Source organism: Desulfosarcina sp. (assembly GCF_055467485.1).
In genome coordinates this window covers 26,442-40,413 of sequence record NZ_JBUOIV010000032.1, presented here as the reverse complement: position 1 = coordinate 40,413, position 13,972 = coordinate 26,442, and the positions used below count along the sequence as shown (strand labels likewise).

The window sequence follows — 13,972 nt, the reverse complement described above, 5'->3', positions numbered from 1 at the left end:
CGTTGATTGATCTGCCGGTACCTACTCGGTTTAGTCCCCGTCTGCGGCATGATCTATTTTATTTTTCCCAGTTCGTTAACTCCCTGAAAAATGGTATCGAACAATTTTTCAACATCGGCTTCTTCCATGCACGAAAAAGCGACACGAAGGTTAGATTCCCCCAGTGATATCAATCCAACGCCGTATCGATCCAGCAGATGAATGCGCAGGCGTTCCGCATCCACGGTCTTGAGTCGGATGCACATGAAGTATCCGGAGTTGAAGGGGTAGACATCCCATGCCGCGGCATACTTGGGGTCTCTGGAGACCTTTTTTACGCGCATTGCCCGAGCCTTGAGAATATCGAATTTTGCCTTCTTTTCGGCCGGGTTTTTCTCGTTTTGCATGGAGTTGAGCAGGATGGTCTGGCTGAGATGCGAGGCGTTGGAAATGGTCCCCCGGATGCAGCCGGCCGTTTTGCGTTCCAGCGCATCGAAAAGTGGTGTCGGGTCACCATTGAACGCGCCACCGTAAGTAATAAATCCCACCCGCAGTCCCCAGACATAATTTTCCTTGGTGGCCCCGTCAAGCTTTACTGCCAGGATACCGGGGTGCGCCCCGCATAGGCGGGCGAAGATAGATTCCTTCAGCGTTTCCGGTTCGTAAAAAAGACCGAAATAGGCATCGTCGGTAACCGCCAGGACATAGGTGCCGCCGGCGGCCGTTTCCGTAAGAATGCGGACAATCCCGTCCGCCTCCCTTTCGGAAATGGTGTACCCCGATGGATTCTGGGGAAAGTTGAGCACCACCGTGATCTTGCGGTGGTCGGCGGCCTCCTGGCGAACCGCCTGTTCGAAGGCACCCAGGTTGAATCCGCCATTCGCGGTAAACAATTCGTAGTGGCGGATGCGGGCATCTTTTCGCACGGAAAAGATCATGCTGTAGTTGCCCCACATCATTTCAGGCAGGATGATCACATCGCCAGGGCTGGTCCAGACATCTGCAAAAGTGGCGATACCATGAGTAATTCCACAGGTGACCACCGGCAGACTCACCGTTTTTCCGGCCAGGGACGGATTTTTTTCAACCATCTCCGCCCGCCATTGTTTGCGCAGCTCTGGAATGCCGAAGGACGGGGCGTAAGTCAGGGACTGGCTGGGCCGGATGTTGTTGATGGAGGCCATCACACTGTCAAACCGCATGGTCCGGCCACCCTCTTTGGCGATGCCGATGGTAGCGTTGATGGCATGGGCTTTTTCCTTGGCTTCGGCACTCTGGCTCAGGATGCCTTTTGGAAAAAATAGTTTTTTGCCCACATCGGACAGCATGTCGTAAACGTGAGGGGCCGCGGATTTAATGGTCTGGTTCAGTTGTTCGGCTAAAGGATTCATGGACATCCATCCTGTATGGGTTTCTTCCAGCCGTGGAACCGGAAAAAGGGATCGGGCAACTGCACTTCACAAGCGGTTCCCGTCCACAGCGGTGATAGAAGGCTCCAGGTTCCGTTGCAGAAGGCTTCAGAATCGATACGGTGACACACGGCCGGACACAATGAAGGGGATATTTACTGCTTGAATGCAAAAAATGTCAAGGGAAAAGCGCTTTAAATATCAAGAGGATGCGCGCGGGACAGGTTTCCAACCCATGCTTGATGCATCAGCGGCCGCAGCGCCACGCAAAAAACCCCGCCACATCCGAACGGTGGCGGGGTTTTCGGCAAATCGATTGGGATGTCCGACAACCGGGCTACTTTCTGGAGCGTTTGGAAGCCTTCAGCGGATTGATCTTCTGGGACGTTTCGGCCATGCTGGAGCTGACATGCGTGGCCAGATTGCAGTTGCCGTTTTTCCATTTGGTCGTGGGTTCTGGGCAGGCCGAGCAATACCATCCCGAAGCGATCTCCAGCGTGCGGTTGCAACCTTTGCACTGCTCCACGATTTCAAGGCAGACACCGCCGTTGTATCCGCAGCCTTTTGCTGTCATGAAGGCACATTCCATGCCTTTGCGAACCGTCGTACATTTCATTTTAAAACACCTCCCATGATGGTCTGAACAATGAAAAAGGCCAAAGAGAAAGGATCCTTCGGCCTTTTCAAAATTGGGCGATATATATTCAGGTCAAATCGGCTTGTCAAGCACTTTTTTCTTGTGCCGCGCCGCCATGCTGGTACACGTGAACGTCACGCTGGGGGAACGGGATGGAGACACCGTTGGCGTCGAAGGCTTTTTTGATTTTTTCGGTCAGGTCGAAATGAACATCCCAGTAGTCTTCAACCTTGACCCATGGACGAACCACGAAGTTCACGCTGCTGTCGGCCAGTTCGGAGACGGAAATCTGAGGTGCTGGCGTCTTCAGGATCCGGCTGTCCTGGGCGATGATGTCGGCCATCAGCGATCGGGCCTTGTCGATGTCGTCATCGTATCCGATGCCGAACACCATGTCCACCCGGCGGGTTCCCTTGACCGTCCAGTTGACGATGTTGTCGTCGGTCAGCTTGGCATTGGGAACGATGACGGTCTTGTTGTCAGCCGTTTTCAACTGGGTGGTGAAAATCTGGATGGCCTCCACCACGCCGAAGACACCGGCAGCTTCGATCAGGTCGCCCACTTTGAAGGGCCGGAAGATGATCAGCAGGAAACCGGCGGCAAAGTTGGACAACGATCCCTGCAGGGCCAGGCCGACGGCCAGACCGGCGGCACCGAGAATGGCGATAAAGGAGGTGGTCTGGATGCCCAACTGTCCGAGGGCGGCGACGACGATAAACGCCAGCAGGCCGATGTAGGCCATGTTGGATGTGAAGGTAACCAGGGTCGGATCGACCTTGCCCTTGGTCATGATCCGTTCCACCATTTTGCGCACCCCTTTGGCCACCCATCGCCCGATAATGAATATGGCAATGGCGGCAAGGACCTTCAATCCGTAGACAGTCAGCAATTGATAGACCTTGTCGAGCATCTCTTCCATTTTAAAAGTTCCTTTCCCCTTGTTACCGGTCCCGAAAAAGGTGTTTCACCGGCAGATCATGTGGTTTGATGTGGTACGATAGTGCACCACGTGTTGAACCGTGTTAGCGCGCGAGCTGGAAATCGACATTCATCCTTGCGGTGAACATTCCCCGTGGCTTGCCGCGGGGAGGGTTCAATACGATCTACATGGTTTTAACAAACGAATCGGCCTCTTTGATGGAACGATTCATATCCGCAATCAGGGAAGAAACATCCGTCTCGATGTCCGCCACTTCTTTTCTCAGTGAACTGACCGCTTGGGCATTGAGGTTGTGCTTGAGGTAGAGCACATAATCCCGCAGGTTGTTGAGCACCGGATCCATGGATGCTTCCGCGCGGGCCATGGAGCGCTGCAGCCGTGAAAACCGGTTGCGGGTGTCTTGCAGGGAGGCCCGGCTTTTAGACTTGAGCTTCACGTTGTCAATGCTGGCTATTTCTGATTCCCACTCTTTGAAAAGATCAGCGGCGATTCGTTCGACCTTGTCGATGCGGTCGCGCAAGGCATCGGCCCGCTCTTCACAGGTCCGATAGTCTTCGCTGAGTTTTCCGTAGACATCTTCAAGCTCTCCGCCGTCAAAGCCATACATGTCCTTGATGCGTTCCACAACCGTGGCGAATTGCTCAGAGGCCTCGGCCTGTTCCTCGCGCACCGCTTCAACATTGTCTTTCAGCAGGTGGCGCTTCTCCTTGCCCATCTTCTCCCAGACTGCATAGTAAGTGCTCTGGCAACCGACGGCAATAAGACATACCGCCATCATCAGAGCAGCAAGACGATGTGCTCCGTTTTTCCCGAATAACGCCGGTAGGTGGCGTTGTCGACTATTTACATCGGTCATACCCCCTGCTCCACTTCCGTTGGGCTCATGACTGCAATGCGGTCCGGAAAACTGGTCTTCCGGACCGCGGGTGACGGCCGCTTATGGTAACCAGCCTCCTATTCCACTTTGGTAAACTGAACCCGACGGTTCTTGGAACGGCCCAGCTTGGTCGCATTGTCGGCGATTGGGCGATCCGGCCCGTACCCCTGGGCTGAAAGCCGGGATGGGGAAACGCCCTTTCCCACCAGGTAATCCACGATGGCCTGAGCCCGTCGCTTGGACAGATCCATATTGAAGGCGCGGGCACCGGTGTTGTCGGTATGGCCCTCGACCACGACCTTCAATTGCGGATTGGCACCCAGTGCGGCGGCGATTTGGTCAAGAACCCCATACGAAGCGGGACTGATATCCGCCTTGGACGTTTCAAAGTTGATCTCATTGAAGGTCCATGAAACCGCACCCGTTTGCAGCACGGTCAGCGGACATCCGGAGGCATCCACCTTCACACCGGCAGCCGTATTCGGGCATCTATCCAGTGAATCCGGCACACCGTCACCATCGCTGTCCAGCGGACAACCGGTTGAATCGACTTTCACACCGGCAGGCGTTCCCGGGCATCGGTCCAGATAGTCCGGCACGCCGTCAGCATCGCTGTCCAGCGGGCAGCCGGCCGTATCGACCTTGACGCCGGCAGACGTTCCCGGACATTGGTCCATGGCATCGGCTATACCGTCGCCGTCGCTGTCCAACATCTCGCCGATGAATACCTTTTTAACAAAGTCGGCCATCTGCTGACCGCTGGCCAGGTCATCGGCATTGGCGGCAAAACCGCAGCCGCCGACCCGGGCAATCTCCTCCATCAACAGTTGACCGTCGGCGTCATCGCCCACGAGAATGGGATAAATGCACAGTGATCCGCCGAACTTTTCTTTGACGGCGGACGCCGACACGATCGGTCGGTTGCCTGAAACCTTGGCATCGGTAATGATGATCATGGCACTGTTTCCATCAAGCCCTTCCAAGTCATTGGCGGCGGCATCGACGGCCTTTTCCAGAGGACTGGTGCCGCCCGCCCGGTATACTGTCGAGAGTGCCTTTTCTAGATTGACCGTGTTGAAGTCGCCCATGCCATCGATTAGCTTGGTACTTTTTCTGGAAACATTGGAGTCATGCCCGTATGTGCGCAATCCACTCTGGATGCCTCTATCGGCAGGAACGGTTTTGGCCATATTGCGCACCACGGCCGTTGCAAGATCAAACTTCTTCCATTGGCGATAGCCCTCATCCATGGATGAAGAGGCATCCAAAATGACAAGCATATTTTCGGCTTTGAGCGCATATCCACCCGCATCCACATCGACCGGGGTGAACGGGGGTGCCGGCTGGTAAGATGTGGCACAGGCACTCACCAGGGCCCCGATCATTAACATGAGTACTCCTTTTAAACAAGCGTGCATCACGGCACCTCCTTTCCATATGCTGGAAATTGTTGGGGATAGAACTTCTTATAGCGATCTGGTTTGGAAACGGTGGAACAGCGAAAATAGAACAAACCGGTTCAGGAAAAAACAGTCTCTGATGTGCAGCTGGGTGAGTGAAACTAACCTCAGGCTACAAAAACACCTTGCTTAAATCAACAACTTTATACTTGATCCAGACAAGTACCAAAGTAATCGCCTTTCAGAAAAAATCCAGTGCGCGATCAAAATATTTTGGACACATTTGTATTTAGCACACCCACGGTGGACCTGATATCATCATCCGGTCGGCTGGTCATCCGCTCGGGGACATCCCTTCAATCTTTCGTAAACCATGCCCTTTCGCTGACATGAGATTCATTGACTTTTCAGGCAAATGGGCTATTGTTGGTCAGCATAAAATCCATTTATGGGGGCGCCAAAGCCGCTCGCCAAAGCGACGAACGCACCCATCATGTCATCAATCGCAATCATCGAACAGGAATCTTGAATAATGATTTTAGATGAAGCGCGCCAGGTTCTTCAAATTGAAGCTGACGGCATTTTAAATCTGATCGGTCGCCTCGACCACCGGTTCGATCAGATGGTGGAAGTCATCCTGAAAGCAACCGGCCGCGTCATCATCAGCGGCATTGGAAAATCAGGCATCATCGGGCGCAAAATCGCAGCCACCCTTAACAGCACCGGTACGCGATCGCTGTTTCTGCATCCTGTGGAGGCCATGCACGGGGACCTGGGAATCGTCGGACCGGACGACGTCTTTCTGGCCATGTCCTACAGCGGAGAGACGGATGAGCTGAATATACTGATGCCCAGCATCCGCAAGATCGGGTGCCCCGTCATCTCCATGACGGGGAACCCGGCATCCACCCTGGCCAAACACAGTGACATCGTCATTGATGTCGGGGTGGAAAAAGAGGCCTGCCCATTGGGCCTGGCCCCCACAGCCAGCACCACCGCGCTGCTGGCCATGGGGGATGCGCTGGCCGTGGTGCTGATCAACAAGAAGCAATTCAAGACAAGTGACTTCAAACGGTTTCATCCCGGCGGGGCACTGGGCCAGCGGTTGTCCAGCCAGGTGCAGGACATCATGTTCACCGGTGATGCCGTCCCCATCGCTACCACATCGGTATCCATGCAGGAAGCCGTGGAAGAGATGGACCGGCACGGGCTGGGTGCCCTGATCATCGTTGGCGAAGACCAGCGGCTTGCGGGCATCCTCACCGACGGCGACCTCAGGCGCATGATTGCCCAGAAAAAGCCGGTTCTCGAACAATCCCTGACTGAACAGATGACCCCATCGCCCTTGCATGCATTTTCCCATACCCCCGCCTTTGATGCCCTCAACATCATGGAGCAGCATGAAATCACGGTCCTGCCAATCATCGACAGTGACCGCCGGGTGCTGGGTATCCTGCACCTGCACGACATCCTCGGCAAGGGCGAATTCAAGTTCAATGGGCTCGATACCGATAAAAGGCATGGCCTGAACGGTAGACATGCAAGGAGCGTTTATGAATCCCGAAACCATTGAAACCCGCATTCGCACACTGGGTGAAGCCAAGATTCCATCACCGATGCTCAAGGAAGAGCATGGTGGAATTCACCACCTGTTCGTTTCCGACGACGATCAGGTGATGATCAATATCAAGCGGGCCAATATTGAAGCGATGATAGAAAAAGGCATATCCCCTCCGGCATTCGAAGTCGCCGGCCCGCGACGAAAAGTCTATTTCGACGCATCCAAACTCAGGTGTGCCATCGCCACCTGCGGGGGCCTGTGCCCGGGGTTGAACGACATCATCCGCGCCATTGTGCTGGAGTTGCACTACCGCTATGGCGTAAAGATCATCTACGGTGTCCGCCATGGGCTGGAAGGATTTATCCCCGAGTACAACCACGATTTTCTTGACCTGACGCCGGCCCGGGTCACCACCATCATGAACATGGGTGGTTCTATTCTCGGGTCGTCGCGCGGGGCGCAGGATATCGATCGGGTGGTGGACTGCCTGGAGGTGAACAACATCGGCATCCTGTTCATGGTGGGTGGCGACGGCACCCTCATGGCCGCATCCAGGATTGCCGACACCATTGCTGGACGGGGACTGAAAATCAGTGTGGTGGGCATCCCCAAAACCATCGACAACGATATCCACATGGTTTCCCGCTCCTTTGGATTCGACACCGCCGTGGATGTCGCCCGCATGGCGATCCAGAGCGCCCACAACGAGGCTATCGCCTACCCCAACGGCGTGGGCCTGATCAAGCTCATGGGGCGGCACTCCGGTTTCATTGCCGCCACGGCGGCCCTGGCCCAGCAGGATGCCAATTTCGTGTTGATTCCCGAGGTTGACTTCGACCTCGAGGGACCCAAAGGATTGATGGCCGCTCTGCAGGCAAGGGTAACCAGCCGGGGACATGCGGTGATTGTGGTGGCTGAAGGGGCCGGGCAGAAATTTTTCGAACATGTGGATGAGCGCCGGGATCCCTCGGGAAACATCCGGCTAAACGACATCGGTCCGTTTCTGAAGGAGGCGATCAAGGCTCACTTCCTTCAAATGAACATTCCGCTGAACATCAAATACATCGATCCCAGCTACATGATCCGCAGCCTTCCGGCCAATGCCAACGACAGCGTGTTCTGCGGGTTTTTAGGCAGGGATGCCGTACACGCGGGGATGGCGGGAAAAACCAAGTTGGTCATCGGCCATTGGAACAACCATTTCGTTCATTTGCCCATGGAAGCCACCGCAGGCAGAAGAAAACAGGTTCGGCCCAACGGAAAGCTGTGGACAACGGTACTGGAATCCACCGGCCAGCCATCGCTTAAAAACGGTCAGCCTTAGGGTTTCGGGTCTCTGGTTCCTGGTTTCTGATTTCTGGTCGCCGGTCTCTGCTTTTCGCTTACCTGCTTACCAGCTACAATGCTCGGGATTCAATGTCAGGCAATAATTCCGCGACGACCCGCGCATGGCGGCGGGCCGCCCCCTGGTTGGAAAGCACGGCCCGCTTTGCCAGACGTCCCAACCGGCGGGCCTCACCGGGATGCATCAGCAAATGAAGGGCCCGCTCGGCCAGATCCATTCCGTCTTTGACGCAGATACCACCGCCTGCCGTCTCGAGCAGGGTTCTGGCCTCCTCGAAATCCTCCATGGAGGGGCCAAAGAGTACCGGCTTGGCCCACACGGCGGCCTCCAGCACATTCTGCCCGCCAAGCGGGACGAGGCTGGCCCCGCAAAAAACCACCGAGGCGATGCTGTAAACATCGCGCAGTTCACCGATGGTGTCCAGGATTACTACCGGTGCAGACCGCGCGACCCCGGGTTCGCCCAGTTGTGTTCGGTATTGCCATTCGACACCTTTGGCGCGCGCAATGTCTGCGATCCGGGATGACCGGCTGAGATGCCGCGGCGCAAGAATGAATACCAGTTCCGGGATCTGCGTGGCCAGTCGTTCATAGACCGTCATCAAAATATCCGCCTCCGCCCCGCGAATACTTCCCGCGATGAACACCGGTGTGTTTTCCTCCACGGCGTAGAACTGCCTCAACGTTTGAATCCCAACCTCAGACCGATATAGATCCGGAGCGTCCATCTTCGCGTTGCCGTTAACCTGGACCCGATGGGCCGGTGCGCCCAGAGATATGATTCGACGGGCATCCGCTTCGGAGATCATGCTGAAGGCATCCACCCGCTCCAGCACTGGCTTCATCAACCGCCTTATTTTCATATACGAATGACTCGACCGGTCGGAGATGCGGCCATTGACAAACACCGTTTTTATACCGGCCCCATGGGCGTTGGCGATCCAGTTGGGCCAGATTTCCGTCTCCATGCAAACCAGCAGGTCAGGCCGGTAAACCCATAAAAACCGCCTGGTGGCCCCCCATAAATCCACCGGTGCGTAGCGCACGGTGGCCCGTCCGGCGAACCGCCTGCATGCGTCTCGCTGGCCGGTCATGGTTGTGGTGGTAAGCAGAATGGCGGCCTTGATGCCGGATACCTTCATCGCATCAACGATGGCTTCAGCCGCCTTCACTTCGCCTACGGAAACGGCATGGATCCAGACGAGCGGGCGCCCGGACCCGACCGGGTCCAGGGGGCGCAAATCGTATCCCAGCCGCTGGGTCAGCGCCAATTTCCGTTCCGGGTCTTTCCGTTCGTGGCACCAAATGGCGGGAAGGACGATCAGGGAAAGCCCGAATGTAAAGAAGTTATAAGCGAAATGATAAATGTTCATGGTCGCAGACGGAACCCGGCTTACTGACTTTGAATGACGGGTTCCGCTTCATGGGTTCGCGTGGCTTGAACAAAGCGCCCCCGGTTGATCCGAAGCATCTGCAGGGTTTTCTCGGCTTCCCCGTTTTGGGCGAAGCCGGTCCGGCCGGAAACCCCGTCGAAATCGTTGATCTGCAAAAGCGCCTCTTTCAAGTCCCGTCTTGAGTCGGTGGCGGTCTGGCGCATGGTCTGAAGTACCATCATGGCACTGTCGTAGGCGACGGCCTCGATGAAACCCGGCGTCCTGCCATAGGCATGCTGGAAGGCCGCCACGAATTGTTTAACCCCTTCAGACTGGCTATCGGCAAAAAAGCCGTCCGCGATCAGCGTGCCTTTCATGTATTCGCCTGACATCTCCAACAGGGTGCTGGAGTTCCACAGGTTGGTGCCAAGCAAATAGACATCGCGTATATCGTAATAGGCCAGCTGCGGTATGATCAACCCCGCTTTTTTCGGCGCATCTGGAATGAAGACCGCATCAAATTCCACAATGGGATGCCATTGATCCTCCCTGTCCGGATTGTATCGCCCGAGCGTGTCGATGGTCTTTCGATCAAGAGGGATGCCGGTGATTCGCTCAACCGGATCGGCGATCACACTTTTCGGTTGGCGATTGGCATCGCCCACAGGGGGCAGCGGCGGCGTATGAAGCCGCGGTAAGCTCGCAACCGTCAAATCCTCGGGGACGTCATAGAAGATGCCAGCCATTTTTTTTATGGGCGTGGCGAAATCCGTGCTCTCGGGATCATACATCTCGACACCGTTGACCACCCCCCCATAATCGACCACCTGGTCCCAGAACAGGTTCATGTATCGCCGACCGTAATTTTCATCGGGATACAGGATGGCAAACCGCCTTGCCCCCAGTTCTTCAACGGCGAATGATACCAGGGCCCGCACCTGCATCTGAGGAGTGATGAAATTTCTGAACACATAGGAACCGATATCCGGAATCCCATCTCGCTGGGTAAAAACGAGAATCGGAATGCCCCGTGCCTGTGCGGTTTGGGAGGCGGCTTCAGCTGCCGACATGGGCCCCAAAATAGCCCCGACCCTTTGCTGATCGAGTTGATCCACCGCCTTTGTGGCCACAGTGGGATCGGAGCGCGAATCCTCGACAAGGATGGTGAAGGGAATCCCGCCACCGGTCTGGCTGGTCTGGCTAAGCGCCATTTCGATGCCGTTCAACGCCCGTTGGCCAAACATGGCATAGCTGCCGGAAAGGGGCAGCACGCAGCCGATGGAAAAGGGGGTAAAGCGGGCACGTTCAGTCAGTGAACGGATCATATCTGACGCATCCGAATAGTCGGGGTGCTCGGGGAAGCGCTCCACGAACGCGTCGAGGACATCCATTGCATCATCGTATTTTTCATCCAGGATGAATGCCATACCGAGCCGGTAAAGCAAAAGGCCCATGAGGCGGCGATCCGTCACCTGCGAGATCAGCTGCTGAAGGTCATCGGCACCGAGCTGCTCGGCGGTATACTTCAATTTGGTCCAGGCGACCTCCACATCCGCACCGGAGGCCGTGTTCCACGCCCGATAATAAAATCGAGCCGCATCCAAATGCGCACCCATCTCCTCATACGCATCGGCAACGATTAAGAAAAAAGGCGTCCGTAAAAGGGTGGGGTCAGTGGGTTCGATATAGGCCAGTCCATATTTGACAACCGACTCGAAATTGCCGCTGTCGAACAGGATCTTCAAGATTTCCAGCCTGGCATCGGGAACCAGGACGCTTTCTGGAAATTCACGGTTCAACCTGGAAAAAACGGCGATGGCATCATCGTCGCGGCCGGCAAGACGGGATGCGCTTCCAATTTTGAACAGGGCATCATCAGCGAAAGGGTCATCATAGGCTTCCCGCAAGAAGGCGTTATAACCGTCCAAGGCCTCGGTGTACAGGCCATTTTCAAAGGCTCGCTCGGCGTCCTGGAACGCCTGATGGCCCGGCATCTCGGGAACCGGCCCGGGGATGGATACCGGAAATGGTTTTGGCGCACACCCCCAAAAGACAACCATGAAAATCAGAATCACCGTCCGAGTGATCGAAGTCATTTTTTCAATATCTTTCTGCAGGCGCTTCCGCTCGAGGAATCCGTGCCCAGCGGTTTCAGTTGAATCAGAGGCCGCAATGTGGCCTCGCTCAATCTACACAAGCCGATTTCATTGTCAAACAATAGTTCATCGTGCGTCTGATTGTCCATGGATTGTTTTGGATACCCGCGTCGGTGCTTGACATCCACCCGGCACCGACATTATAGTTGGGCATTCAAATGGTTACCATTCATCGTGGATGTATTCCACCTTCATCTCACAACAAAGGCTTTCCCCATGAAAAAACCAATGTCGGCCTTTATTCTGGTCATTGCTCTATTGTTCGCAGCGTCGGTGTACGCTGAAATATACAAATACACCGATGAGAATGGTCAAAAGCGCTGGACAGACGACCTCAGCCAGGTGCCGAAAGAACAGCGCTCCGCGGTCCAGCGGATTGAAGCCGAAGAAAGCCAACCGGTCGAAGCAGCAACCAAGCAGGGGCAGCGGGCTCAACCGGAATCCGCAGGCGATGCCAACACAGCGGTTCCCGATAACAGCGCAGCAGGCGATGCCGCCGAACTGAGCCGGGAGTCGCTTGAGAAGGAAAAAGCGGACTTAGACCGCTTGTACCAGCAACTGATGGAAGAAAGAAAACAAATTGAAAAGTTAAGGCCGGAAGCGGTTAACTTCAAAACCCGGGCGGAACTGAATCAAAGAATCAACGCGTTCAACGACCGAACGGAACAATACGAAGCTCAGTTGAGCGAGTTCAACCAAAGGGTAAACACCTTTAACCAAAAGATCATGTCAAAGCAATCACCCCAAAAAGAGTAAAACGCACCACTCAACTATCGAATCGCCGCCCGAGCATGGACGGTTGCTCAGCCATTGAACATCTGCAGTGGACCGCCGTTGTAGACAGCCTGAAATTGACTGGATGGTCATTACCTTCCACTTCGACCAATGATCATCATCCTAATCCTGAAAAATGTGTTTAAGGAGGAAAACCATGACATCATCGAGTGAATTCAACAAAGCGGTTTCCGTGGGCCGACCCCCCAATATCCAGAAACGGTTTCCCAATTCGAAGGCGCTGCTGGTCAGCGGCAAATTCATCGACCTGGCAATGATCAAAAAGAAGAACGCCATCTGCATGGCTGCCAACGGCAGAAATATATTTGTGATCCGGGGTGCGCTCAAGGCCGCGCAACGGGCAAATTCTGCATTGATCATCGAGATTGCCCGTTCCGAAGGGGGAGCCGATGCCTATTGTGCGGTCAATTATTGGAATATGGCCCGGATTGTGGATGCGATGTGCAATGAACTGGGCATAACCATTCCTGTGGCCCTGCATGCCGATCATTATGGCATAAAAAGCAAGGCCGATATACCGGATGCCAAAATAGAAATTCCGACGATGTTCGAAGCCGGCATCACCTCCATTGCCATTGATGCATCCCACCTGCCTGATGACCAGAACCTGACCACTAATCTGGAGCTGAAACCGTTTATTCCCGACTGGTCAGGGTTGGAAACTGAAATCGGTGAGATAAAAGGAAAACTGGGACTGTCAACCAAGGCCGAGGCCCTTTTCCTGATACAGGGACTCAATGCGCACGGCATATTCCCCAACTGGATCGCCCTGAACAACGGGACCGTCCACGGTATCGAGGCCAGTGGCCAGGGAATCCAGGTAGACCTGACGCAACAGATCCACGATGCGCTGGCAGTTTACCATGTATCGGGAGCACAGCATGGCACCTCGGGCAACAGCTCGCAGCGCCTGCGCGAAATCGCTGACCGCACCAACACCACCAAGGCCAATGTCGCCACCGCTCTGCAAATGATTTCATGGGGACTCGATGTCAATGATGACGGCAATGCCGCCTTGGATGGCAACGGCAACTTCATAAAAATTGCCGATCAAGGGGTCACTGAGACCATGTGGGCAACCATGGTGGCCTATGCCGACAATAAGGGATGGAAGGGAGGCAATTACAAAAAACTGAACCTGCCTTTCGAAAACAAGCTGCAGGGGCTCCCCCGGGAAATCCGGGATCGAATGGAAAAGCGGGTGGAATCGTTCGTTTACAACATGCTCGTCAATGTTTTCAACGCTCAAGACACCGCCGATCTGGCCATTGAAACGATACTTGAAACCAATGGTTTTGATCCGGGCCCCAAAGCCAAACGGATTGAAGACCCTGAAGAATGGACACCGGGTAAAATAACCGAACGGGCCGCTTTAATTGAAAGCAACGAAGGCCCGGAGGGAGACTTTGACGATTGATTAAATCGATTTTCAGTTCGCGCGCCACAGCGGTTCGCGCACGCTGAACCTGGAAGTCATGCAGGCGAATAAACATGCAAACCA

General features: G+C 55.0%; 11 protein-coding genes. 4 read left to right on the top strand and 7 right to left on the bottom strand.

The genetic code is table 11. The features are described 5' to 3' along the window. Positions 1-53: 53 nt before the first annotated feature. The 5 genes from ACZCED_RS15490 to ACZCED_RS15470 form a co-directional block, all read right to left on the bottom strand. Positions 54-1,370: an aminotransferase class I/II-fold pyridoxal phosphate-dependent enzyme gene (locus tag ACZCED_RS15490; RefSeq protein WP_462970411.1), complete on the bottom strand. Its 1,317-nt coding sequence runs from the start codon at positions 1,368-1,370 to the stop codon at positions 54-56. A 355-nt stretch (positions 1,371-1,725) separates the two neighbouring features. Further along, entirely contained in the window at positions 1,726-2,004 is a 279-nt protein-coding gene (locus ACZCED_RS15485) for a PxxKW family cysteine-rich protein (protein WP_462970410.1), read from the bottom strand. Between the two features lie 106 nt (positions 2,005-2,110). Beyond that, positions 2,111-2,944 carry a mechanosensitive ion channel family protein gene (locus ACZCED_RS15480; protein ID WP_462970409.1) on the bottom strand — a complete coding sequence of 278 codons (834 nt, stop codon included), beginning with the start codon at positions 2,942-2,944 and terminating at the stop codon, positions 2,111-2,113. Positions 2,945-3,128: 184 nt separating this feature from the next. After that, positions 3,129-3,743: a DUF2959 family protein gene (locus ACZCED_RS15475; protein WP_464861147.1), complete on the bottom strand. Its 615-nt coding sequence runs from the start codon at positions 3,741-3,743 to the stop codon at positions 3,129-3,131. A gap of 176 nt (positions 3,744-3,919) precedes the next feature. Further along, positions 3,920-5,233, bottom strand: coding sequence for an OmpA family protein (locus ACZCED_RS15470; protein WP_464861146.1), 1,314 nt, complete (start codon positions 5,231-5,233; stop codon positions 3,920-3,922). A 541-nt stretch (positions 5,234-5,774) separates the two neighbouring features. Between ACZCED_RS15470 and ACZCED_RS15465 the strand changes: the two genes are divergently transcribed. Together ACZCED_RS15465 and ACZCED_RS15460 are read left to right on the top strand one after the other, a co-directional pair. After that, positions 5,775-6,815, top strand: a complete 1,041-nt coding sequence (locus ACZCED_RS15465; protein WP_462970406.1) for a KpsF/GutQ family sugar-phosphate isomerase — start codon at positions 5,775-5,777, stop codon at positions 6,813-6,815. After that, positions 6,796-8,127, top strand: coding sequence for an ATP-dependent 6-phosphofructokinase (locus ACZCED_RS15460; protein WP_462970405.1), 1,332 nt, complete (start codon positions 6,796-6,798; stop codon positions 8,125-8,127). The genes ACZCED_RS15465 and ACZCED_RS15460 overlap by 20 nt, the downstream gene beginning before the upstream one ends. Positions 8,128-8,200: 73 nt before the next feature. On the opposite strand, the gene ACZCED_RS15455 is transcribed toward ACZCED_RS15460, so the two are convergent. Both ACZCED_RS15455 and ACZCED_RS15450 read right to left on the bottom strand, forming a co-directional pair. Then, the gene (locus tag ACZCED_RS15455; protein ID WP_464861145.1) at positions 8,201-9,520 is read right to left on the bottom strand and encodes a 3-deoxy-D-manno-octulosonic acid transferase; all 1,320 of its coding nucleotides are present in this window, start codon (positions 9,518-9,520) and stop codon (positions 8,201-8,203) included. A gap of 20 nt (positions 9,521-9,540) precedes the next feature. Next, a complete protein-coding gene (locus ACZCED_RS15450; RefSeq protein ID WP_464861144.1) occupies positions 9,541-11,616 on the bottom strand; it encodes a penicillin-binding protein activator in 2,076 nt (691 codons plus the stop codon). 276 nt (positions 11,617-11,892) lie between these two features. On the opposite strand from ACZCED_RS15450, the gene ACZCED_RS15445 reads away from it, so the two are divergent. Both ACZCED_RS15445 and ACZCED_RS15440 read left to right on the top strand, forming a co-directional pair. Then, entirely contained in the window at positions 11,893-12,432 is a 540-nt protein-coding gene (locus ACZCED_RS15445; protein ID WP_462970402.1) for a DUF4124 domain-containing protein, read from the top strand. Between the two features lie 175 nt (positions 12,433-12,607). Then, positions 12,608-13,888 (top strand): class II fructose-bisphosphate aldolase, encoded by a 1,281-nt coding sequence (locus tag ACZCED_RS15440; protein ID WP_462970401.1) that lies wholly within the window; start codon positions 12,608-12,610, stop codon positions 13,886-13,888. Positions 13,889-13,972 lie beyond the last annotated feature (84 nt).

Coding starts and splice junctions, on each gene's coding strand:
- ACZCED_RS15490 (WP_462970411.1), bottom strand. CDS start 1,370: ATGAATCCTTTAGCCGAACAACTGAACCAGACCATTAAATCCGCGGCC.
- ACZCED_RS15485 (WP_462970410.1), bottom strand. CDS start 2,004: ATGAAATGTACGACGGTTCGCAAAGGCATGGAATGTGCCTTCATGACA.
- ACZCED_RS15480 (WP_462970409.1), bottom strand. CDS start 2,944: ATGGAAGAGATGCTCGACAAGGTCTATCAATTGCTGACTGTCTACGGA.
- ACZCED_RS15475 (WP_464861147.1), bottom strand. CDS start 3,743: ATGATGGCGGTATGTCTTATTGCCGTCGGTTGCCAGAGCACTTACTAT.
- ACZCED_RS15470 (WP_464861146.1), bottom strand. CDS start 5,233: ATGTTAATGATCGGGGCCCTGGTGAGTGCCTGTGCCACATCTTACCAG.
- ACZCED_RS15465 (WP_462970406.1), top strand. CDS start 5,775: ATGATTTTAGATGAAGCGCGCCAGGTTCTTCAAATTGAAGCTGACGGC.
- ACZCED_RS15460 (WP_462970405.1), top strand. CDS start 6,796: ATGAATCCCGAAACCATTGAAACCCGCATTCGCACACTGGGTGAAGCC.
- ACZCED_RS15455 (WP_464861145.1), bottom strand. CDS start 9,520: ATGAACATTTATCATTTCGCTTATAACTTCTTTACATTCGGGCTTTCC.
- ACZCED_RS15450 (WP_464861144.1), bottom strand. CDS start 11,616: ATGACTTCGATCACTCGGACGGTGATTCTGATTTTCATGGTTGTCTTT.
- ACZCED_RS15445 (WP_462970402.1), top strand. CDS start 11,893: ATGAAAAAACCAATGTCGGCCTTTATTCTGGTCATTGCTCTATTGTTC.
- ACZCED_RS15440 (WP_462970401.1), top strand. CDS start 12,608: ATGACATCATCGAGTGAATTCAACAAAGCGGTTTCCGTGGGCCGACCC.